Raw genomic sequence first — 24,717 nt, forward strand, 5'->3', positions numbered from 1 at the left:
GAGGTAATTAGTGATGAGCGTAACATCCGTATTAACAAAAGAAAAATTAAAAGAGAAAGATACAAATGTCGATTTTCTGGAAAGTGATATTGATGCTTTAATTGAATCTGCTAGCCAAGTGATTGCACCACTATGGCCAATTTCTACATTTGCTGCACGTAATCCGTGGATGGGGCTTGAAAAGCAATCTTTTGACCAGGTTGCAGGTTGGTTAAAGGATACTCATGATGTTGATATTTATCCTAGTGCTTCTATCATCCTTTCAGCAAAGAATAAAGGGGAGATTGATTATACATTCGTAAAAATGAGTTTACAGCGTTGGCTTGATACACATGCCTTTAGCATCCCTCGGGACGTGGCAGAGCGTTTTTGTCATGCTGCATTAGAATTAGATCCATTACCAACTACCCTTTTATCATCACGTAAACTGAAGAAATTGGCAGATGAATATCGTGGACTGAACACCGATCGTATTGAGAATTCTTCCATGCAACCAATAAGTTCACATATAGCAAATCAAGAGGGTGAAAGGCTAATCAATCTTCTCAATCATCATGTCATCAAGTGGTGTAAATTATATCTTGATGACTCTCAGGCAGGTTGGACCATGCCAAATCGAGAAAAAGGCTTCTATCAAGCTTGGCAGCGACTCATTCAATTTGATCCGGCACTAAGTAAAAAACAGCGTGAAAGTTTAAAAGGCTGGCCAAAAGAGGCACATATGGCTTTAAAAGAAGCGTTATTCTTACTAGAAATCCCTGAATCAGAAATACAGGCTTATTTTGAAGGTCATTTACTTTCCTTACCTGGGTGGGCAGGCATGATGCTTTGGCGTTCCAGACATTCGAGTCATGAGCATGCTCTCCTAACAGAATACTTAGCAGTTCGTATTTCTATGGAGTGGGCTTTTATAAAGCCATATGTCCCTTTGACTAAGAAATGGTCTGGGAAAAAGGTTTCGATTTCATCACTTTTAGCATCTTGGATCCATTGGGGGGACCTTACAATCGGTGAATGGTCACAGATGTCAGCTGCTGAACAAAACGAGTATTTATCATTTGCCTACAGATTTGATGAAATGCTTCGCAGGAAACTTTGGTTAGAAGCATGGGAACAAACACACACACATCGATTAAGTCAGAAGATTATCTCTAAACAATCTAAGCTCCAGGAAAGAAAAACTGTTTTAGCTCAATTAGCATTCTGCATTGATGTAAGATCGGAGCCCTTTCGTCGCCAACTTGAAAAAGAAGGTCCGTTTGAAACGATAGGTGTAGCCGGTTTCTTTGGCTTACCGATTGCAACTAGTGAACTCGGTAGTACTCATAGTCATTGTTCGTTGCCGATTATGCTAAAACCTCAGCACAAAATAAAAGAGACTGCTGATGAAAATAAACGCAAATCATTTCAACAACGTAAGCAGGCAGTCAAATCTTTAAGCTATACATTTAAAATGATGAAACAGAATGTACTTGCAAGTTTACTTTTACCTGAGATAAGTGGACCTTGGCTAAGTCTCCATATGGTCGCACGCAGCTTTGTACCAAGAGGAACAAATCGTTTTATTCATAACCTTCGTGAAACTTGGTTACGTAAACCTACTACAAAGCTCTTACTAAATCATGATCATTCCAAGGAAGAGATGATACCTGTTGGATTTTCTGATAAAGAAAAAGCGGATTATGCCCGCACAGCTCTAAAGTTGATGGGAATAACAGAGAATTTCGCACCTTTAGTCGTAATATGCGGACATGGCAGTCAAAGTACAAATAATCCTTATGCTGCTGCTCTCGACTGCGGTGCTTGCGGTGGTGCAGCTGGTGGATTCAATGCACGAGTTTTGGCAGCATTATGTAACCTTCCAGAAGTACGGGAACAGCTTTCTTCTGAAGGAATTGATATTCCTGAGGGCACCGTTTTCGTAGCTGCTGAGCATAACACAACGGTAGATGAATTACACTGGATTTATGTTCCTGAACTTTCCGAAGCTGCACAAGAAGCGCTTGACCGTATCGAAGCCATTATGCCTAGAGTGAGCCATAACACATGTGCACAGCGTCTAGCCCATTTACCGAATATCCGATCAAAATTTAATAAACCGAAGGCTGAGGCACACCGATTTGCGGAAGATTGGAGTGAAATACGTCCGGAATGGGGATTAGCTCGCAATGCCTCTTTTATTATCGGCAAACGTGAACTAACGCAAGATTGTGACTTGGAAGGTAGAGCCTTCCTTCATAATTATGATTGGAGGCAAGATGAAAGTGGGGGGCTCCTAGCTAATATTATTGCAGGGCCAGGTACGGTGACCCAATGGATTAATTTACAATATTATGCTTCAACGGTAGCGCCCCATTATTATGGTAGTGGAAATAAAGCAACTCAAACCGTTACAGCAGGTCTCGGTGTTATGCAGGGGAATGCTAGTGACTTGTTAGCGGGACTCCCATGGCAATCCGTTATGGAGTCAGATCACGAGGCTTATCATTCCCCGCTTCGATTACTGATTGTCATCCAAGCACCCAGCGAATATATAGAACGGTTATTAAATAATGATTCTGCTTTTCGAGATAAAGTTCAAAATGGATGGGTACGTCTTGCTAGTGTGGATCCACAAGGACATTGGATAAACTGGTAATGTTATTAATAATATGCTGCTTAAACAACAAGTTATAAATATAAAGAAGGAGTGTACATTATGAATGTTGATACTAATCAAAAAGCATTATTTCTAATGGACATGGATAATGAGTTAGAGTCTATTTTACAAAAAGTGACGAGTATTCGACCAGAGAACATGCTGACTATACAATGCTATGGTCCTGTAATCTCGCATCCATATGGTGATATAATGAGAGCTATTATCATTGCTATTTATCAGGAAAATGTTGAAGAGATTTTTGTTGTAGGCACAGAGAACAAGGGGGCTGCCTCAGTTAATCTATTTAATCAGCTCGATTCAATGAAAGAAAAAATACAAACATTGGATTATCTTTTTCAAAATAATAGACCTGAATTTTCAAATGATACGGTCATTGAATGGTTAAATGGAAAAGAAAATGATCCTATCGAAAAATGTGTGCATACTATTCATCATCATCCATTAGTGCCCTCAAATGTTAATGTTCGAGGACTAATCGTTAATAAAAAGGATGGCTCTCCTTCAATTATTGAGGTTCCTGCTATTAAAACAGCTTCAAACCTTAGTTGATGATCATTTCTTTCTTGGATCTTAAAACTTAAATATAAATGAAAAAAGCCTCATATTGTATAAACAAAATTTTCACTAGAAAAACTGATGAATATCGTTTTAGAAATATACAAAAACATAAGAAATGATCTATTTTTTTGTTTTATAGGAGATGTATATATATGAAAATATCTAAAGGTTCTTATGAATCTGAGATAAGTAAGGCAATTACTCAATGGGAAAAGGACTTTCTTGGGCGGGGGTCTATATCTGTTAAAACAGATATACTACGCGATATGATCATTGTAAATTTACAAGGGATTTTAACACCAGCTGAATATACCGTTTGTGAAACAAAAGAGGGACTACTAACTATAAAGAAAACTCGTTCGGAATTAGTTGAGTCAGGAATAGAAGATCTTAAGAAAATTGTTTTAACTATAACTGGAGAAAAAGTAAAGAGTTTTCATACTGATATTAGCTCTCGTACGGGAGAACGAGTGATGGTATTTAAATTATTCAATGATATTGAGAAATCTCTTTTTTTGACATAATACAAATTAGTATAAATACACATAAATAAAGATTTGGAAATGCAAGGAAATGTTTATCAAAATTCTCTATAGTAAAAGGGTAAGTTAGTGTCTAGAAGAAACGACACAACTTACCCTTTTACTGAATTGAAGAAACAAAATGAATTAATTTTACTATGTTCCTTTACTAGGTGCTATTCTTTAAGGAGGAGAATAGCCTTTTCTTATTGAAGTAAAGAGGAGAGGAGTTGAATAAGTGTCAGATACACATTATGGGGGAATTTTAATGATAAGAGAAGAGCTTTTAAAAAATGTAAAATTATTGATAAATATGCATTCTGTCGGATTGCTTGGCGGAGAAGTAATGCCAGAAGATATTCTGATGGGTGTTGTTAAAGAAGATGATTTAATGGATGTTTTAACATTGGGTATGGCTTTAAACTATCAAAGAAATTCCTATAAATTGTGGGAAGCAGTACTAAAAGCCTATCAAGATAAAGAAACAAAGTGGATTTTCAACACGAAAGTTGCTGCTAATAGTGAAATACATATTTTACGAGAGACATTACTTCTGCATCGTGTAGGATTACAACCTAATCGACATCCAGAAATTTGGCAACGAGTAGCAAGAGGAGTAGTGAATTCTTCAAAAAAAGGAAATGTACAAGGTCTTATTGAATCTGTTCAATATGATATTTTCCCTTTAAAAGAAATAATACAAGTTACTCGAAAAGCAGAATTCCCTTATTTATCTGGACCAAAAATTTTTAATTACTGGCTCTATGTTTTAGAAAGTTATACCAATATTTCTTGGAGTTCTCGTGAACTTATCACAATAGCACCAGATACTCATATCTTGAAGGCAACGGTTAGATTAGGTTTATGTTCTGAAGAAGTATTAAACGGTGGAGCAGAGGATAGAAAAGTTGTCGCAAGTGCTTGGGAGACTGCACTTAAAGGAACAGGATTAGCACCAATTGATGTCCATACACCGTTATGGCTTTGGTCCCGTGCAGGATTTCCTCCACTGTTAGAAATTCAAAGAAAAACATTCATATCTACTTAAAGTAATGGCTGCTATTCTTCAAGAAGGAGAATAGTCTTTGCTTATTTTGAAGTAAAGAAGCGGATTTATGCAATAAGAGGATATATATATTTATATGAAGGGCAAAAATACTGAGGATGAGACATTTAAAGAATTGTGGTATCCTTGGTTAAACAAATTGGAACCGACCTTGTTGCCAAGTAGCGGCCAGATTATCCGTGTTATAATAAAGAATGAGATGGATTTAATTCGAGGTGACATATGGAAAATAAAGAAGAACAAGATGTAAGCAATTTAAATGAACAAGAGAGTTCTTTGGACGAAGAAACACTATTCATTGTGTCGCAAACCTTTAAGGCATTATCAGACCCAACAAGGATTAGAATTCTCTATTTATTATCTCAAAAACAGCATTCTGTAAATGAAATCGCTGAAAACTTGCACCTGCTCCAATCTACTGTTTCACATCAATTGAGATTTTTAAAAAACTTGAGGTTAGTTAAATATCGCCGTGAAGGAACGACCATGATCTATTCATGTGATGATGACCATGTTATGGATATTCTAAAGCAAACGATAGACCATGCAAGACATCATTAATATTTTTGTAGGAGCTTATACTCACAAGCTTCTTTTTTATGGTTATTTTTTTAAAAGGTAATAAGAAATAAAATTTGAAATTGACAGAAATCTAGGTGGAGTTTATAATTCTTATATGAGCATATATTCATATTTAAATGAAAGTACTTATACCTAAGGCACACATCATGGTGGTGAGCATATTAATACTATATATATGTATAAATGTTCATATGTATATACTTATACGTGTTTGGGAAGTGAAAAATACCAAGAATCCAGGTGATGAGATGGGAGTAAAAGCAGCAAGAAAAGAACTTGTACTTGAAGGTCTTGATTGTGCCTCATGTGCAGCTAAAATTGAAAACAATGTCAAGAGAATTAACGGAGTTGAGGCATGTTCAGTTAATTTTGTAACAAAAACATTGATAATGGAAACGGCAAGTACAAAAAACGAGTCAATTGTTGATGAGGCAAAGCAGCTAATTAATAAATTAGAACCAGATATCCGGATTAATGATAAAGCAAATAGTTCCGGTGCAAAACAGATAGTATATTTAAAAGGTCTTGATTGCGCTAACTGTGCGGCAAAAGTTGAAAAGCACGTAAATAACATGGACGGAGTGACAGCAGCATCTGTAGATTTTGTTTCAAAAAAGCTTATGATTGAAGCGCCAAGTTCCAATACACTTCAAAAAATCATAAGTGAAGTATCTACTAGTATTCCAAAGATTGAACCAAATATTGAAGTTGTACTAGAGCAAATTTCGATTGCTGACGAAAAACAAGGCTTAGGCTTGAAGAAGTTGATTGCTAGGCTTTCAGCAGGTTTCATTTTAGGAGCGATCGCATTAATTTTTAATCTGGGCACGGCTATTGAAATTCCGATCTTTTTAATTTCTTACTTATTAGTTGGTGGTGATATTTTACTAAGAGCAGCGAAAAATATTGCTCGCGGTCAATTATTTGATGAAAATTTCTTAATGTCTATTGCAACAATTGGGGCATTTGCTATCGGGCAATATCCTGAAGGCATTGCAGTGATGCTATTTTATCAGGTTGGTGAATTATTTCAAAGCATTGCCGTTAATCGTTCACGAAAATCAATTAGCGAATTAATGGATATCCGCCCAGCGTATGCTACCTTAAAAGTTGGGAATGAAACGAAGAAAGTATCACCAGAGGAAGTTCATGTCGGCGATCTTATTATTGTAAAACCTGGGGAGAAAATACCGCTTGATGGGATAGTTATTGAAGGAAATTCTATGGTTGATACTTCGGCTTTAACAGGTGAATCAGTTCCAAGAGAAGTGGAAGCAGGCAGCGATGTTTTAAGCGGCTTTGTGAATTCAAACGGTGTTTTATCTATTCAAGTTACTAAGGCGTATAGTGAATCAACCGTTGCCAAAATTCTTGACTTAGTGCAAAACGCCAGCAGCCGGAAAGCCCCAACAGAAAACTTTATTACCAAATTTGCCCGCTACTACACTCCTGTTGTGGTTATGATTGCGGCTTTGCTTGCTATCATTCCGCCACTAGTAATGGAGGGGGCATTATTTTCTGACTGGATCTATCGAGCGCTTGTATTCTTAGTTATCTCATGTCCGTGTGCACTAGTTGTTTCTATTCCGCTTGGATTTTTTGGCGGAATTGGCGGTGCGTCAAAAAGCGGAATTCTTGTAAAAGGCAGCAATTATTTAGAAGCTTTAAATAGTGTGAAATATGTTGTATTTGATAAAACAGGAACATTAACAAAAGGTGTTTTTAAAGTGACAGATATTTCTCCAGAAGGGGATATAACAAAGGAAAGTTTGTTGGAATATGCAGCGCTTGCTGAAAGCTATTCAAACCATCCCATTGCTCAATCTATTTTAGCTGCATATGGCAAAGAGGTTAATAAGGAAGAAATTGACCAATATGATGAAATCGCCGGTCATGGAATAAAAATTAAAGTTAACGGAAGAACCATTCTAGCCGGAAACAAAAAGTTAATGAAAAAAGAAGGTATTTCTTTTAACGATGAAGATGTCATCGGAACCATGGTTCATCTGGCAGTAGACGAAAAATATGCTGGTTTTATTGTTATTGCAGATGAGGTAAAGGAAGATTCTAAAAAGGCGATTGATGGATTAAAAGCATTAGGAATAAAAAAGACAGTCATGCTAACTGGTGATGCGAAACGGGTAGGAGAGAGAGTCGGCCACACATTAGGTCTAGATGAAGTTTGTGCCGAATTGCTCCCGCATGAAAAAGTGGAGCAAGTTGAACGGCTTGATCGCTATAAACTGAAAAATGAGAAGTTTATATTTGTCGGTGATGGGATTAACGATACACCAGTTTTGGCAAGAGCGGATATTGGTATAGCAATGGGGGGGCTAGGTTCAGATGCAGCCATTGAAGCTGCAGATGTTGTCATTATGACTGATGAGCCTTCAAAAATTGTCACAGCTATTAAAATCGCAAAACGTACCCGTAGAATTGTTTGGCAAAATATACTATTTTCCCTTTGTATCAAAGGGGTCGTCTTAGTATTAGGTGCATATGGTCTTGCAACCATGTGGGAAGCCATTATTTCCGATGTCGGTGTAACCTTAATCGCAGTACTAAATGCCATGCGTGTACTAAAAGTTGATCGTTTATCTTAAAACATGACAGTTCTTAGTAGAAAAAGGCAGCTATGCAGCTGCCTTTTTCTACTATATTAGAGATTATCAAGTTACAATTGATCAATGGTAAATGGAATATACTATTGAAGAAATCATAATAATCCTATGCTTTTTGAGGAACAATATATTGCAAAATAATTAAAAGCGAGGAGTTTTATGAAAAGAGCTGCAATGTTTTACCTATGTCTTCTTATTTTATTTCTTCCATCACAAGCTTTCGCTCAACGTAAAATACCTATTTTAATCTATCATTCGATTGACGAATTTAAAGGGCAGGGTTCGAGGGAATTATACGTAACACCAAAGAATTTCGAGAAACAAATGATTTATCTAAGAGACCAAGGCTATACATTATTAACTTTTGATCGGTGGCAAGACATATATCAAGTAAACAAACCCATTTTTATTACCTTTGATGATGGGTACAAAAACAATTTAAATGCATTTAGCATCTTTCAAAAGCTGAAAAACGAACATTTTAAACCAACTGGTACTATTTTTATTATTTCTGATTTTATTGGTCGCTCAAACCGTTTATCGAAATCGGATATAAAAATCATGGCTGATTCGGGGATTATCTCCATTCAGTCTCATACTGCTACACATCCTGATTTGACAAAAATAAAAAATTTTGAATATGAGCTGAAAGGGTCTAAAGATAAAATTCAAAAAATAACAGGAAAACCAGTAAATGCTCTTGCATATCCATACGGAAATGTTAATAGCAAGGTCATAGCAGAAACAAAAAAATACTACATATTTGGTCTTACGACAACTCCCGAACTATTTACTGAGAAGGGCATCAAGGACGAGTTCTATCTTTTACCACGCATCTATATCAAGTATTCAACTACTCTTGATGAATTTGCAAAGATCGTTAATGGGGAATGATGGCGGTTACTTTTCTAGGTAATCGTTTTTTCTTTTAGGTCCTACGGAAAGTGGTTAATCAGGATTAAGTTAAGGATCCTTAGAGGTTGTCAGATTATTGTCTTGGGGGAAGTACTATTAATTTCACTATAAGGAATGTAAAGATATTGTAAAGTTTAAAAGGTACTTATTGAAAACATAAATTTTTTATTATAGACTTTCGTTATCGAATTTCGATATCAAATGCGATTTTATATTGGAGATGATTATTTTGGAAGATAAAGTACTTAGGAAGCTGTTTCTAGGGTTTATTCACATTCATATCCTACATCATGCTAAGGAACATCCAATTTACGGTGTATGGATGGTCAATGAGCTTAAGGAACATGGTTACAATATTAGTTCGGGTACTTTATATCCTATCTTACATTCGATGGAGACCGATGGACTATTGATAAGAAAAGATTGCAAAGTAGAAGGGAAAGTCAGAAAATACTACAGCATTACTGAAAAAGGGGATGAGATACTAGTTGAAGCTAGAAAAAAAGCTTATGAGCTTTTTAAAGAAATAACAGACGAACCAAGAGGAGGATACAAGTGAAAAAAAATAAAGATATTAGAGGATTTAGTGCTCTTTTAGAACTCCTGCTTGTTTCTACAAGACTAGGATTAGCTTCATTTGGTGGGCCAGTTGCCCATTTAGGCTACTTTCATAATGAATATATCCGTAGAAGGAAATGGATGGATGAAAAAAGCTATGCTGATTTAGTTGCTCTATGTCAATTCCTGCCTGGGCCAGCAAGTAGTCAAGTTGGAATAGGGATTGGAGTTATGCGCGCAGGAGTTTTAGGGGGAATAATTTCATTCATTGGATTTACACTTCCATCGGTTATAGCACTTATCATTTTCGCCTTGCTTCTTAAGGGCTTAGACGTAGCAGATTCAGGGTGGATACATGGACTAAAAATAGTAGCAGTTGTTGTAGTTGCACATGCTATTTTAGGAATGGCACAAAAGCTAACTCCTGACTTAAAGAGAAAAACATTAGCTTTACTAGCCTTAGTAGCTACTCTTTTATGGCAAACAGCATTCACTCAGGTTAGTATTATTCTTATTGCTGCGTTCTTAGGTTATCTTTTATATAGACAACAGAATGATATAGAAGAGTCAGAAATACATGTTCCTATTTCAAAAACCTTTGCAGTAATATGTTTAGCCTTATTTTTTGGCTTATTGATATTTTTGCCAATAGTCAGAGAGATGACTGCACTAAACTGGATTGCAATGTTTGATAGTTTTTATCGTTCTGGTTCTCTTGTCTTTGGTGGAGGTCATGTCGTATTGCCATTACTAGAACGTGAATTTGTACCAACAGGCTGGCTAAGTGAAGAAGCTTTCTTAGCTGGTTATGGAGCTGCACAAGCAGTGCCCGGACCATTATTTACATTTGCTGCTTATCTTGGTGCAGTAATGAACGGCTGGCAAGGTGGACTTTTAGCTACAGTAGCTATATTTTTACCCGCATTTTTACTTATTTACGGCACACTTCCATTTTGGAGCTTATTACGCCGAAATCCAAAAATTAATGGAGCATTGATGGGTGTAAATGCAGCTGTAATAGGGATATTAATTTCTGCCTTCTATCATCCTATTTGGACTAGCTCTATCCTAGCACCTATTGATTTTGCATTTGCCGCAATATTATTCAGTATGCTGGTATATTGGAAACTTCCTCCTTGGATTATTGTGTTAGTTGGTGCAATTGGAGGATTACTCCTATCATTCATTTAAACGGAAACTACTCTTATGGTAATCTTTTATTTAATATAATTTCGTAAAGTTTCATACGATTTCTTTGATCGATCCTCACGTCAAAAGGAAACATTGAAGCTTTAATGATCCAGCAAAAAGCAGATTCTTCCAACATGTTCGTTATGAAGGCGGCGAAAGAATTAAGCTTTGCTGAAACTCGTGAATAATAAATAAAATTGACCAAGGGGGCAATCCCTTGGTTGTATTTTTTAGTCATCATAAGATCATACCTATATTATAATATGTTTCTAATATCATAACCTTATTACTGTAAAAAATAAAAAAATGAGTTATTATAGAGTTATTACAGAGGTGATAAAAATGTCGAAAATAAAATTCGCAATTGTAGGCTGCGGAAGAATTTCTTATAAGCATGTGGAAGCGTTAATAAATAACGAACATGATGCGATATTGGTAGCCACATGTGATATCGTAGAGGAAAAAGCTATAGAAAGAAAAAATCAATATGAAAGGGTTTTTCCAAATGCGAATGTGAAGATTTACACAGACTATATGAAAATGCTAGAGAACGAAGACATTGATGTAGTTACGATCGCAACAGAAAGCGGTTACCATGCAAAGCATGCTATAGATTGCATGAATTACGGAACACATGTATTGATTGAAAAGCCAATGGCACTCTCTGTAGAAGATGCTGATCATATGATCGCATTAGGTAGAGAGAAGGGTCTAAAAATTTGTGTATCTCACCAAAATAGATTTAATCCTCCAATTCAAAAGCTAAGAAGAGCGATCGAAGAAGGTCGTTTCGGAAGAATTATGAATGGAACAGCTCGGATACTTTGGACTCGAGATAACAATTATTACAAGCAGGCTCCATGGCGTGGAACTACTGAACTAGATGGCGGAACACTTATGAACCAGTGTATACATAACATTGACCTTCTTCAATGGATGATGGGTTCTGAGGTAGAGCGTATTCATGCTGAAAGGGAAACCTTCCTGCGAGACATCGAGATGGAGGACTTTGGTGCGATTTTAATCCGGTTTAAAAATGGATCGATCGGTATCATCGAAGGTAGTGCAGTTGTCTATCCGAAAAACTTAGAAGAAACATTAAGTATCTTCGGCGAAACTGGAACAGTAGTTATCGGTGGACTTGCTGTTAACGAAATTAAAACATGGCAGTTTGCAGATGAAAGAGACTATGACAAAGAGGAAGAAGAAGCGGAAATTGAAAATGTTTATGGTAAAGGCCATACTCCGCTTTATAAAGATTTCATTGATGCCATTAACAACAACACTGAGCCTTTAATCAATGGGGAAGAAGGAAAAAAATCAATGGAAATTATCTTGAAAGCATATGAAGTAAGTCCAAAATAATACGAACGTAAAATCATTTAAATCAATTTTTATTTATGTTGAGAAATAATTTATACAACGCTCATTTTTCCATTAATTTAATAAATCATAAATTAGGAAATTTGAAAGAGAAATACGAATAGTGATTCTTCAAAGATGAAGGATCACTTTTTTTATTAATTTATCGTAACACAAGCCAATGGGCAAAACGTTCGATCTTGAGTTCAGTAATCATATATCGATATAAAAAATGCTTAACCTGTACTATGCTTAACCTGTACTATCTGGTTGATAAGAGGGAAGGTTGAAGAGGAAATATAAGTGTTTAACAAAGATAGTAAATTATGGTATTTTAATTTTGTAGATTCATAAATAATTAAACTATCCTGGGAGAGTGGTATAAGTGTTTGAGTATGAGCGATCTTTGCCTTTGGGATTCAAAGAATTTTCAATTAGTAGGAAGGATGGTTATACAGTCAGGGATATATCCTATTTAAGCCCACTTGGTGGGAGCATACCTGCTTATTTAGTTGTTCCAAATAAAGAAGGACAGTCTTTTCCAGCAGTTGTTTTTTTGCACCCTGGTCAAGGGAATCGAACGACGTTTTTATCGGAAGCTGAAGATTTGGCTTCGAAAGGGATCATTTCTCTTTTAATTGATGCACCTTCTATGCGAAAATCTCCTCCCAAGGATTTGTCTCAAGAACAGGAACTAACCCTTATTGTAGAGGGGGTAGTTGACATTCAGGGATACATTCAGACTGTAATAGACCTTCAAAGGGGTATAGACCTACTTTCAAGTTTTGAAAATGTTGACTCTGAACGACTTGTATATGTAGGGCATAGCCTGGGAGCCACTTGGGGTGGAGTGCTAGCTGGAGTTGATGAACGAATTAAAGCATACGTTCTTATGGCTGGGTTCTCTAGTGTGTCCAAGTGGCATAAAACAAGTGAACACCCATTAGCTGTTTTGATTCGTAATCAGTTATCGGGAGAACAATTTAATACTTTTATTACTGAGTTGGAGCCATTGGATGCAGTTCATTACATTAAAAAAGCTGCACCTGCATCACTGTTTTTTCAATTTAGTCTTAATGACGAATTTATATCGAAAGAACAAGCGAAAACATATTACACGGTTGCAAGTTCACCGAAGGAAGTTGCTTGGTATGAAACAGACCATCTTTTTACAGGGTGTGATACTGCTTATAGAGAGCGAATGCAATGGATTATGGGACAATTAGGGCTAGATTCTTATAATCATTTACAGCTGGAAGGAAATAAGAATGATTAAATGATACAAAAATGAACAAAAATCTCAACAAGAGGATGAAGAAAACTTCATCCTTTTTTCTTGAACTATCCAGTCCGTTCGTTCAACAAGGAGTAATCTAATTTTTATTATATATAACTAATGAAGAGTGACTTGTAGTAACCTTGGTAGCAATTTATTGAACGAGGTTTGAGCATTACAACAATAGAGCGATACAGTTTTTTGCGTGAACACGCAAAAATAATGCGTGGAAAAACTAAAAGTTGACGGCCAATACGGATTCTGTTGACAGCAATCTCCGCTATGATCAATGAGTGTACTAAAGAATTAACACTCATTTTAAGTTTGTATGGAGGAATGTTGTCATGTCCAAGGTCTACCATAAATTTGTTAATTTTTTCAATTTGTCCGATCCGAACTATGTCCGTTTTGTGCGTAAGTTTGAAGCCAAGACAAGGAAAGAAATCTCCTTCTATTTGTTTCTTGGCTTATTACCCGGTCTGATTGCATATTTGTTCATCTATCCGCTTCGAGAGTTGATGATGGCTTGGACCGGCTTATCAGCTCACTATATGCAGTTATATGTTCTCGTTCTAATGAGTGCGGGCTGGCATATGCTTGTTCCTTTCCTGATGCTTCGTTATAAGGACGGACTTTCATTCAAGGAATCGCTCGTATACTTAGGTTTTGCCAGACTTGATTTGAAAGGGCTGCTGATTGTCTTTCCGATTCTAACAATTCTATTCACGTTTTTAGCGTTGCCTTATGTAAAATACGTTTATCCTCCGTTGTTTGAATGGTTGAATGGCTTCCCAGCTTTCCATATGGGGGAATGGCATGTATTTTATCAAGGGTATTACGACCCGGACTTTCCCTTGCTGTTGTTACTAATTGGCTTGATTGGCAACTTTATTGGCGAGGAAATTTATTTTCGAGGTTATTTACTGCGTAAAGTTGGACGCCTTAAACTTGACTGGCTATGGATCGCGATTATTTTTCAGTTCTATCATATGTGGCAAGCCCCAATCAACTGGGCGTACGTTCCTTTAGCTGTAATTATTCCGGAAGAAATTTTAGTCAAGTTGCGGAAAAATATTTATGGAGCTATTTTGCTGCATCTGTTCGTCAATTTTATATGGGGAATGATTAATATGTATTTGGTTGGTGTGCGATAAGCTCTCGTTTGTTATGTACCTTGGCTTTTATGAACGACTTTTTGATTTTTTAGAGTAATAGATTCGAAGAGAGGTGATGCAATTTGCCAGAAATTGCACGCAAATATAATATGGCAGTATACGGCTCAGCCTTATTATTCCTGCTTGTTGCGGTCTATATTCATGCCATCACATTAAAAAACCCATATACTGGTTTAATGTTCCGCGAAGACGGGGGCACCTGGGTCGTTGCTTCCATCGATCCGGCTGGTAAAGCGAGAGAGAATGTCCATATTGGTGACAGACTTCTGTCAGTTGACGGCCAAAAACCAGAAGTAATGAAGCTCGGTGATCGTGCTTATTTGAAGCGATTGGGAGTACTTGAATTTGAACGTGAGGGTTTGAGTCGCTTCGAAATAAGAATCGACACAGGAATGCCAGATTTGTATAAGAGTTTGTTTGCAGCCTTTGCGGAACTGTCGCTACTCGTTATCGGACTGGCTGCTTATCGGAACAAGCCTGAGTCCTATATGGTGCGACGCTTTTATGCACTGAACATATTCATGGCGGCGACGCTGCTATCGGTCTATTCGACAGAGGTCGTGCTAACTGGACTGATGTTGCCTGTCGTTGCAAGTTGGTTGCCTTACCTGCTGTTTGCCTTCTTCGTTGCCTTCGTGTTTCGTACGGTCCCAGGGTGGATTGGTTTAATGATGGCTGCCTACAGGGGATTGGCTGCCTTGTTCGCCGTATACGCATTACTGGTTTTCTCGCTAGGAGACATCCCAGGGTGGACCCGAAGCGCCCTTAATACAGCTCTGATTGGTACATTACTTTCCATATTAGTAATTGCTATCGTATATTGGCGCGGGATGGATCGAGCTGAAAAAAACCGGTTGCTGACATTTGTTACTGCGTTGACATTTGGCCTGCTTCCCTACTTGTTTCTGTATGCACTCCCTGACCTGCTATGGGGAGAATACATAGCGTTGCCAGATATGACATTAGCAGGTCTCGTTATTCTTCCAGCTTCGATTCTATGGCTGTGGGCAAGACAAAAGCTGCTTGACATCCGCTTCTATCTTCCCAGTTTAGTTATTCATGGCTTGTATGTTGGGCTTGCAACAATCCTAATTGCAGCGCTTATTCGTTCTAGTGCATCTTTAGAAACACTTACACTGTGCAGCGTGTTCGTTTGCCTGACATGGCTGCATCGAATCGGACTTGATAACTTCAAACGGCAGCGGGAAAAACGGATAAATCGACTGGATCGACAGCGCTTGGAGATGTCGATAAGATTCGCTGAGCATCGCAATAGCCGTGACCTATTACGAATGCCTACAGAACTTGTCCATAGCGTGACAGACATTGAGGGACTTTGCTTCGTTTGGAAGCGGGGAAGTGAACCTATTTTCTATGGAACAGGGCCTTTTGTCGAGATACGGGAGTTAACCCATTTCCTTCAACCCGACCTGAGTGTTTTCGCAAAAGTGATGGATCTTGTGCAGCCTGACGGATTGGTCATTGGCTATTTAGGACTTGGTTCAAAAAAGAATCATACATCCTTTACACCAGAAGAGATCGGCTTAATCGACAAAGTAAGGATGGAAACCGTCCGTCTACTAATGGGCGCTGCCCTACTCGGATTTGCGAGAAGAAAAAATGGGTTCCCAAAGGAAAACACAGAATACAAAATGTTAGAGGCACAGCAGGCTGAGCGGATTCGAATGTCCTATTACTTGCATGATCATGTTTTGCAAAACCTAATCTTTCTTGCACGCGATTTAGAAGAATTACACGATACCGAACAAAGTGACAAGCAGTTGACTGCCGTCTGGTTGAAATGTTTGTACGATACGCAACGCGATATTCGAATGCTGTGTGATCATTTATACCCACACATTATTGATCAAGCAGGGCTAGATGCAGCGCTTCTTTGGCTTGCCCGCACAGTAAAGGAGAATGGCGGCCCAACTATCAAATTGGAAAACAACCTGCCAGTTACGTTGCCTTCGTTATACAAGATGACGCTATTCCGTATTGTGCGTGAACTTGCTACTAATACGGTCAAGCACGCGAGAGCACAAAAGCTAGAAATTCGGCTATGGGAAATGGATGATGGGTTCTGCGGACAAATTAGCGATGACGGCATTGGATTCGATCCAGCAAATGTGAGCGGAATTCGGTCGGATTCCCAAGGATTCGGACTTGTCACGATCAGCAGTCAAATCGCCCAATTTGGTGGCGATTTCGAGATTGACTCAGGACTTAAAAGTGGAACGACTGTCCGCATTAGGCTGCCAAAACAGGGAGGTGAAACAAAATATGAAGCAACCAATCAAGGTGCTACTGCTAGATGATCATCCGCTTGTCATGGAAGGTTTGAAGAATCGGCTGGAGCGTGAGCAGGATATGCTGGTCGTAGGGACCTTCAATGAACCGCACATGCTGCTTGAACGGATTGGTGCACTGAAGCCGGACGTCGCCATTATCGATATTTCAATGCCAGGTATGACGGGATTCGACTTGGCGGTAGAAATAAAGAGGACTTACGATAGAGCAATCAAGGTGATCGTACTGTCAGGTTATGTTTACGATGAGTATGTGCATAAAGCGTATGAGATAGGCATTCATGCTTATTTATCTAAACAGGCAACCTATCCGCAAATTATAAATGCCATCCGGCAGAGTATGCTTGGGCTGCGGCTTGTACCGGAGAAAATGACTATATTACCGAAAGCTGACCAATTGACACCGACAGAGAAGAAGGTACTAAAACAAATCGCACTGGAAAAGACAAATAAGGAAATTGCCAGGGAGTTAGCGATGAGCCAGCGCACGGTAGAGTATCATATGGCTGCCATTAACCGAAAGCTTGATGTAAAGACGAGGGTTGGAGCCGTAGCAAAAGGTTATGAGATGGGATTGCTAGAACGCTTGTATGACTAAAACAAGCATCTGATGTTGGTGTAATTATCCAGTGTTATTATCTGATTACAAAATATTTTTACCTTCTTGTGAAAAACACAATAAAACAAACGGACCTAAAATGCCCTCTTTCTAGCTTCTTCTAAATATCAATCAAATAACACAACAAACGATGCAGAAAAAAGTAATTATGATATACGAATCTTTCATTTACCTTACAATACACACATCTAAAAGGTATTGAAGATTGAGATTTAGAATACTTTAAAGGGAAATGTGAAGGAGGATAGACTATGGTCAAAACAATCATGATAGTTGATGATGATCCTGATATTGTAGACTTATTAAAACTTTATTTAAATGCGGAAGGGTATATGACAATAGGAGCGTTTGATGGCAAAACAGCTTTCGATCAGTTGAAAAATCATGCGATTGATCTTGCCATTATTGATATAATGATGCCAATCATCGATGGGTACCAATTGCTGCAAATGATTCGTCAAGAATATAAAATCCCAGTTATTATACTATCAGCCAAAAGCCAAGACTTTGATAAAATTACAGGCCTGAAATTAGGAGCAGATGATTATATTTCTAAACCATTTAGTCCTTTAGAAGTGACTGCTAGAATTCAAGCTCAGTTAAGAAGGTTTTATGAATTTAATGATTCATTTTCTGCTCAACAGTCTTCTCATCTGAAGTTGGGGCATCTACTTTTGTCCCACCACGAATGTATGTTATATATCAAAGACAAACCGATTCCACTCAGCGCTCGAGAATATGAACTGTTAAAACTCTTAATGAGTGAACCAGGACGCGTCTTTACAAAAAAACAAATTTTTGAACGTGCATGGAATGAGTATTATATTGCAGATGACAATGCAATCATGGTTCAAATTAGCAGAATTCGTGAAAAGATTGAAGAGTGTCCAAAGAAACCAGTGTATATAAAAACCATTCGCGGCCTCGGTTACCGGTTTGCCAAGAAAGATGAGCTGATTCTATGAAATCAAAGAATCGACTTCAGCGTATGTTAATTATTACATATAGTTATTTCTTTATTACCATTGCACTTATTGCTGCTTTTTCATTGTTTTTATTAAATGAGCAGATTCTTAATTATTTTGCGGACATAACCCATGAAAACGATACAGTCCTATCAGAAACGGTTAGCATCATGGATAGTCAGGTCAATCAAAACCACGAACAGGTCTTTTACAAAATGCTCTTACAAACTCTTCTTCTCTTTCTCTCTTTATTGACGATTGCTGTATATATTTTTGGAAAATGGACGGCATCCAGGCTTACAACGCCACTCCGTTCCATTGCAGATGGCATTCAAGATATTGCTCGCGGTCAATACAATAAGAGACTAAAATTTAAAGCAAGTTATGAACTTGCCCAGATCCAAGACGATTTTAACACCATGGCAGAAAAACTTGAACGAATGAAAAAAGAAAAACAACACCTAGAGGCGAACAAGCAACGTATGCTTGTGGACCTCTCTCATGATTTAAAGACACCGATTACCACAATTAGAGGTTATATCGAAGCGATGGAACTAGGGCTAATTACTGAAGAAGAGCGACGGCAGCGAATTTTACGTTTAATCTCTGGTAAAGTAGAGCTTGTTTCAATACTCATTGACGACATTTTTGCTTTATCTAAACTGGATAGCCCTCAGTATCCTTTTAACTTTCGAATAGCTGATATAGCCGAATTCACAAGAGAAATCGCTGCAGAATATTACGAAGTATTTGCAGAAAAAAATTTTATCTTTCAATTTGATATCCCTAAAGGCGAAATCAATTTTCCCTTTAACTATACATGGTTATACCGAGCTATATCTAACATTCTCTCGAATGCATTAAAATATAATCCACCAGGTACAACCGTTCGATTGCAGCTTTGGACAACGCTAACAGGCGTTAAAATTCATATTCAAGATGACGGGGTCGGCATTCCACAAGCAATTATAGAAAACATATTTGATGCTTTTGTTCGCGGAGATCAATCGCGCAAGAGCGATGGGGGTACAGGGTTAGGACTTGCAATTGCGAAACAAGTTATCGAAAAACATGGTGGAAATATTAAGCTGACATCGAATGGCGGGACGAGTTTCATCATCTTCTTGCCCAAAAATGTTCTAACAACCAACTGATTTATTTTTCTAAATATACATGCATAAATGTAAGATTATTGAAAGACAGATGAAAGTAGTTGGAAAGAGTCATCCTGTAACCTACAATAGAGTATTTTTGAAATAGATTGTAGGTAGGAGGATGAAAAATTGGTAGAAATAAAAAAAAGGAAACTCACCTATTTTGTTAGAAAGTTAAATGAAAAACGAAAGTGTATAGAGCCATTATCATTTGGCTGGAAAGGTGCAGCTATTGCTTTAAGTACATTGGCAATTCTTTTAATTTTGATTCAAGGAAAGTTTTTATTAGATCAGCGTAGCTTATTAGACTACACTATTGGAATGCTTATATTTATTTTATTCGTAGCACTTTTAAGCGGGGTTATTACTCTTTTATTGCATGGAGTCAAAAAAATTCCTAGTCGTTATATATGGGTACTGTTTAGTTCACTTATATTTCTCTTGATGTGCTTTATCGGCCCTTTGAATGTAACAATCCCATTTATTCTATTTGTAGCGGTTGCCGTTTCCTCATGGGGTGCACTACTATACAAATGGTTAAAGGGCAGTTATAGAAATACAAAAAGAAGTAAAAAAGTTAGCGTCCTCACTAGTTTAATTATGTTGACTATTGGGATAGGCGTATGGAGTTATTGGCTGATTGATCCTGGGAATGCAACCACTCCAGAGGTTGTATTAAAGCAGCTGAAAACATCGAATCGGTATGACAATGCGTTGCTTAAAAATCCAGCGAAACCAGGCAGCTATCCAGTTAAGAAGCTCACTTACGGTAGTCCAAATACTTATCGGGAAGAGTTTAACAAAAAAAATTCTTTATCAACTAAAACAGTAGATGCTAGCGATTATGTAGAAAAGTGGTCTTCTATCCGCACGAGAACACTCGGTTTTGGACCTGATGCAATGCCGTTAAATGGACATGTATGGTACCCAGAAGGAAAAGGAGACTTTCCTTTAGTAATGATTGTTCATGGAAACCATTTAATGACTGATTACTCTGATACAGGTTACGAATATTTAGGGAACCTTCTTGCGAGCAGAGGCTATATAGTCGTATCTATAGATGAGAATTTTCTAAACGCTTCACCTTACAATGATTTGTTTTTGGTCAGTCCACTAGTGAATGAGAGTCCAGCGAGAGGTTTATTATTACTAGAACATTTACAGACATGGAAAGAATGGAACAGTACTAAAAATAATCTATTTTATCAAAAGGTGGATATGGAACAAATTGCATTGATCGGGCATTCCAGAGGTGGAGAAGCGATTGCGATTGCAGCTGCTTTTAACGAAATGCAACATCCACCTAATAATGGAAATATTCGATTTGATTATAACTTCTCTATACGCTCACTCATTTCAATTGCTGGAACAGATGGTCAATATTTACCTGCGGGAAAACCCATTCCGTTAAAAAACGTAAATTATTTGGCACTGCAAGGGGCGCATGATATGGACGTCAACAGCTTCGACAGCACGAATCAGCAAAACCGGATTTCCTACACGAATAAGGAAGATTATATGAATGCTTCCGTCTATATCTATGGAGCTAATCATGGACAATTTAATGAAGAATGGGAACGAGGCGATGGAGCTGGCACGGCTAACCAACTCTTTAATCTAAAACAAATTATGCCGCGCGATCAGCAAGAAACCATCGCTAAAGTATTAATATCGGCTTTTCTAGATAGTACATTGAAAGAAAAGAATCAGTACAAAGACATATTTAAAGATTTAGGTTATGCAAAAGAATGGCTTCCTGACACGCTGTATATCAATAATTACTACGATTCGCAAACAACTTTAATTGCTACGTATAATGAAGATATTGATCTAAACACAACCACAATCCCAGGCGGCAAACTATCAGGGGAAAATTTAAAGGAATGGAAAGAAGAAAAAGTCAAAATGAAATTAAAAGAGGCTGAATACAGTGCTGTGCACTTAGGTTGGGAATCAAATGACTTCCCCTCAGCTTCTTACACAGTGACACTTCCTAACAAAGGGATTGAGTTACAGAAAAATGATTCTATAGTATTTTCTCTTGCAAATGATGAAAAGGCAATGAAAAAAGAAAAGCTGATTGATTTTACAATCACTTTAGAAGATAGCGACGGTAATAAAGCGAGTCTGCCTCTTCATCATATTTCCAAATTACCGCCAGCAGTAAAAGGGAGATTACTAAAATGGCCATTTTCTAATATAGGCAATATTACAGAGCCGGTTTTTCAGCATTACGCTTTTTTATTAAATGATTTTAAGGACATGAATCCTCAGTTTGATTCTTTGAAATTAGAAAAAATACATTTTCAATTTAATTTAACAAAACAGGGGAAGGTTTTAATAAATAATATTGGCATTAGGAATGAAAGATGAAAAGATGATGTGTATATGAGGTTATTTATTAAGTTAGATAAAATATTGTTTCCTAAAGTTAGCATGTTAATTGGGTTAAATTTACAATTAGTAATGTATTATATGAGATGATATGGCATAAATAAGCAGAGAATTTTGTAGTATAAAGTTTTTTTGCTAAGAAAAGGGGAATTTTAAATTTGATTAGTCTAAGATTGATTGACCAAAATAATTGGGAAGAGTGTATTAACCTGAAGGTAAAGCCGGAGCAGCAAGGTTTTATCGCTTCAAATTTATATTCAATTGCAGAAAGTAAATTTTCTCCACAGCTAGAGATTAAATCAATTTATTGTGAAGAAAAGCTAATAGGTTTCGCTATGTATGGGATCGATTCAGACGATCAAAACTACTGGATATATAGATTTATGATTGATGAGCGTTTTCAAGGACAGGGATATGGAAAGATCGCAATGAAGCTAATTATAGAAGACATTAGGAGAAGAGATGATTGCACGGACGTCGTATGGCTTGGCTATCAACCTGAAAATGAACAGGGGAGTAGACTATATGCAAGTGTGGGATTTGAAGAAGTAGGAATGGCTTCATGGGGAGAAATGTTAGCAAAATATAGGTTTTAGTTTGAAAAAAGTAGCTAGTAAAAGGAACAATTTAAAAACGGCAGTGGACTAATAACTGCCGTTTTTTTGTTCAATTAGTTGTCTGGTTGTCATTGTAGGGTCTGAACATGGTATTTAAACAAGAAAAATTTATTTACTCATACTTTCAGATGGCTTTTTTAATAAGAACATTAGTACAATTATTATCGAGAATGCCATAAGAGCTAAAAAGGGGATGGTAATAAAGCCAAACCAATTAATATACTGTGCACTGCAAGGAACACCATTAGCACATGGCTTTATTTCAGCTAAACCAGGTACTTTTTGTAGGAGATAATGATAAAAGGAAATAAACCAGCCAATTAGTGCCATGGGTAAAACAAACTTTTTCACTGAAAAGTCATTTTGGAATGTTCCAATTCCAAGTATTAGTACTAACGGATACATAAGTATTCGTTGGTACCAGCAGAATTCACATGGAATAAAACCTCTGATTTCACTAAAATAAAGACTTCCAAGAGTCGCAATAATAGAAGCTAACCAAGATACATATAAATAAATTTGATTTTTATTTATCATTTGTCTTTACCTTTTAATGCTTGGTCAATTAATTCCTTGATTTTTTCGTAATCAAACGGATCTTCAAGCATCGTACCATTTACCATTATACTTGGCGTTAACTGAACCTTAAATTCTTCTACTAGCTTTGAATCTTTATTTACTTCGTCAAGTACTGATTGATCCTGCATATCTTTCTGAAACTGTTCTAGGTTAATATCAGGAATAGAACCAGCGATTTCATTAATTTTATCCATTGTTATCCATAAAGAATCGTGATCTGCATTGGGCTGTGCTTTAAATAGTTCCTTATTAAAGACCCAGTAACTTTCTGGACTTTGTCTATAGATCGCTTCTGCAGCTATAGCACCTAGTTTTGACTCCTCACCGTGAAATAGGACGTGTACATACGAAAATTTAACGTCACCTTTATCAATATAGTCTTTCATTAACTGCGGAAAAAACTGCTCACTCCATACTTTGCAAGCTGGGCATTTAAAATCCCCAAATTCAACAACTGTCACAGGAGCATTGGGTTCTCCCAATGTTGGCTGTCCTTCAATGGATGGTTGTTTATCATAACTTATATCCTTATTTGTTTCTGTATTTTTATTCTTTAACATGACAAATGCAGCCAAGGCTACAAAAATAAGAAGAGTGATTATTACTACAAATTTAAATGAAGAATTACCTTTTTTGGTCATTTTAATCTTCTCCCTTAATTTTCTCTATTTATACAACTCTTTTTTCTACTAAAATCATGCCAGAAGCCGGTTGTTAAAGTTATTGAATACTATACATTAAAGACAAATAACCTGAAAATACAAATAGTACTTCTAATTTTTTTATCATTTCCGACCTCCAATTTTATTCCGGTTTCATTTTACCAAATATAGATAATTATTCAAACGGATATTTGAATATATTTTTGACAATCTATCGCTCTTGGTATGGACGAAAATATTAACAATAAACTATCATTTGAATGTAGGTTAATAATGAATCAAAAGAATCAAAATATATACACACAAGACAAGTGTGAAACATTTTGTTTGATGAAGAAGTAATTCAAATCAAGCCAACGAGAAAGTATTAGATGTTGGATGTGGTCACGGAGAGTTTACAAATAGATGTGGTTTGGTTGCACAAGAAATAATAGGGTTATAAAAGACTTAATATAAGTAACTATTCTTATGGTAAGATTGATATAATTAATAGTACATAGTATATGAAGTCCCCATTAGATAATTAAAATATTAGAAAGGACGTACCAAAATGCCTACAGAAGTTATTACAATTGTAGCTGTATTCTCTACCGTTATATGGATTGCGGTGTCCCGAGAGGCTGTAAAACCTGCAAAAAAAATAAACAGACAAAAAATGATAACATTACTATCTGCAGGGTCCTTATCAACATTAATTCTAACCATTTCGCTATTTCAAAACCTCTTGTTTTAAAATAGAAAGTATAACGAGTTTTTTTATTTAATTTATTTATGCTCTACAATCGGGCGCCGTTTAACAGAGGGTGGGTTAAAGTCATAACGTTCCCCAAAGCATCCTGTTAAAGGAAAGATGAAAAAAATCCGATAAGAATTTTCCAAAATTTGTTCATATAAGTTTCACCTCCATACACTTTTTACTAAAAAATCCTTT

The 24,717-nt window shown here is 36.9% G+C and carries 20 protein-coding genes; 18 read left to right on the forward strand and 2 right to left on the reverse strand.

From position 1 onward, the window contains the following. Positions 1-13: 13 nt before the first annotated feature. The 18 genes from RUH74_RS10465 (at position 14) to RUH74_RS10550 (ending at position 22,524) form a co-directional block, all read left to right on the forward strand. The gene (locus RUH74_RS10465; RefSeq protein ID WP_313800249.1) at positions 14-2,638 is read left to right on the forward strand and encodes a DUF2309 domain-containing protein; all 2,625 of its coding nucleotides are present in this window, start codon (positions 14-16) and stop codon (positions 2,636-2,638) included. 60 nt (positions 2,639-2,698) lie between these two features. Continuing rightward, positions 2,699-3,211 carry a carbonic anhydrase gene (locus tag RUH74_RS10470; protein ID WP_313800250.1) on the forward strand — a complete coding sequence of 171 codons (513 nt, stop codon included), beginning with the start codon at positions 2,699-2,701 and terminating at the stop codon, positions 3,209-3,211. 161 nt (positions 3,212-3,372) lie between these two features. Beyond that, positions 3,373-3,744, forward strand: coding sequence for a Na-translocating system protein MpsC family protein (locus RUH74_RS10475; RefSeq protein ID WP_313800251.1), 372 nt, complete (start codon positions 3,373-3,375; stop codon positions 3,742-3,744). 235 nt (positions 3,745-3,979) lie between these two features. Continuing rightward, on the forward strand, positions 3,980-4,789 hold the full coding sequence (locus RUH74_RS10480) for a hypothetical protein (protein ID WP_313800252.1): 810 nt from the start codon (positions 3,980-3,982) through the stop codon (positions 4,787-4,789). Positions 4,790-5,029: 240 nt separating this feature from the next. Then, positions 5,030-5,368 carry an ArsR/SmtB family transcription factor gene (locus RUH74_RS10485; RefSeq protein WP_313800253.1) on the forward strand — a complete coding sequence of 113 codons (339 nt, stop codon included), beginning with the start codon at positions 5,030-5,032 and terminating at the stop codon, positions 5,366-5,368. Positions 5,369-5,637: 269 nt separating this feature from the next. After that, a complete protein-coding gene (locus tag RUH74_RS10490) occupies positions 5,638-7,992 on the forward strand; it encodes a heavy metal translocating P-type ATPase (protein ID WP_313800346.1) in 2,355 nt (784 codons plus the stop codon). 177 nt (positions 7,993-8,169) lie between these two features. Next, positions 8,170-8,904 (forward strand): polysaccharide deacetylase family protein, encoded by a 735-nt coding sequence (locus RUH74_RS10495; protein WP_313800254.1) that lies wholly within the window; start codon positions 8,170-8,172, stop codon positions 8,902-8,904. A 250-nt stretch (positions 8,905-9,154) separates the two neighbouring features. After that, on the forward strand, positions 9,155-9,484 hold the full coding sequence (locus RUH74_RS10500; RefSeq protein WP_313800255.1) for a PadR family transcriptional regulator: 330 nt from the start codon (positions 9,155-9,157) through the stop codon (positions 9,482-9,484). Next, positions 9,481-10,674, forward strand: a complete 1,194-nt coding sequence (locus RUH74_RS10505; RefSeq protein WP_313800256.1) for a chromate transporter — start codon at positions 9,481-9,483, stop codon at positions 10,672-10,674. Before RUH74_RS10500 ends, RUH74_RS10505 begins: the two co-directional genes overlap by 4 nt. Positions 10,675-11,016: 342 nt before the next feature. Further along, entirely contained in the window at positions 11,017-12,039 is a 1,023-nt protein-coding gene (locus RUH74_RS10510) for a Gfo/Idh/MocA family protein (RefSeq protein WP_313800257.1), read from the forward strand. 382 nt (positions 12,040-12,421) lie between these two features. Next, positions 12,422-13,312, forward strand: coding sequence for an alpha/beta hydrolase (locus tag RUH74_RS10515; protein ID WP_313800258.1), 891 nt, complete (start codon positions 12,422-12,424; stop codon positions 13,310-13,312). Between the two features lie 344 nt (positions 13,313-13,656). Further along, positions 13,657-14,466, forward strand: coding sequence for a CPBP family intramembrane glutamic endopeptidase (locus tag RUH74_RS10520; protein WP_313800259.1), 810 nt, complete (start codon positions 13,657-13,659; stop codon positions 14,464-14,466). Between the two features lie 422 nt (positions 14,467-14,888). Beyond that, a complete protein-coding gene (locus RUH74_RS10525; protein ID WP_313800260.1) occupies positions 14,889-16,805 on the forward strand; it encodes a sensor histidine kinase in 1,917 nt (638 codons plus the stop codon). After that, positions 16,771-17,394, forward strand: a complete 624-nt coding sequence (locus tag RUH74_RS10530) for a response regulator transcription factor (protein WP_313800261.1) — start codon at positions 16,771-16,773, stop codon at positions 17,392-17,394. Before RUH74_RS10525 ends, RUH74_RS10530 begins: the two co-directional genes overlap by 35 nt. Before the next feature lie 272 nt (positions 17,395-17,666). After that, the gene (locus tag RUH74_RS10535) at positions 17,667-18,380 is read left to right on the forward strand and encodes a response regulator transcription factor (protein WP_313800262.1); all 714 of its coding nucleotides are present in this window, start codon (positions 17,667-17,669) and stop codon (positions 18,378-18,380) included. After that, a complete protein-coding gene (locus RUH74_RS10540; RefSeq protein ID WP_313800263.1) occupies positions 18,377-19,534 on the forward strand; it encodes a sensor histidine kinase in 1,158 nt (385 codons plus the stop codon). The genes RUH74_RS10535 and RUH74_RS10540 overlap by 4 nt, the downstream gene beginning before the upstream one ends. Positions 19,535-19,663: 129 nt before the next feature. Further along, complete coding sequence (locus RUH74_RS10545) at positions 19,664-21,907, forward strand: poly(ethylene terephthalate) hydrolase family protein (RefSeq protein WP_313800264.1); 2,244 nt, start codon at positions 19,664-19,666, stop codon at positions 21,905-21,907. Positions 21,908-22,086: 179 nt separating this feature from the next. Next, positions 22,087-22,524 carry a GNAT family N-acetyltransferase gene (locus RUH74_RS10550; protein WP_313800265.1) on the forward strand — a complete coding sequence of 146 codons (438 nt, stop codon included), beginning with the start codon at positions 22,087-22,089 and terminating at the stop codon, positions 22,522-22,524. Positions 22,525-22,653: 129 nt separating this feature from the next. On the opposite strand, the gene RUH74_RS10555 is transcribed toward RUH74_RS10550, so the two are convergent. Together RUH74_RS10555 and RUH74_RS10560 are read right to left on the reverse strand one after the other, a co-directional pair. Continuing rightward, complete coding sequence (locus tag RUH74_RS10555) at positions 22,654-23,082, reverse strand: disulfide oxidoreductase (RefSeq protein ID WP_313800266.1); 429 nt, start codon at positions 23,080-23,082, stop codon at positions 22,654-22,656. Continuing rightward, positions 23,079-23,765 carry a DsbA family protein gene (locus RUH74_RS10560; protein WP_313800267.1) on the reverse strand — a complete coding sequence of 229 codons (687 nt, stop codon included), beginning with the start codon at positions 23,763-23,765 and terminating at the stop codon, positions 23,079-23,081. The genes RUH74_RS10555 and RUH74_RS10560 overlap by 4 nt, the downstream gene beginning before the upstream one ends. Between the last annotated feature and the right edge of the window lie 952 nt (positions 23,766-24,717).

It is taken from the genome of Cytobacillus sp., assembly GCF_032154635.1.
In the GTDB taxonomy this organism is placed as follows: Bacteria; Bacillota; Bacilli; order Bacillales; family Cytobacillaceae; genus Cytobacillus.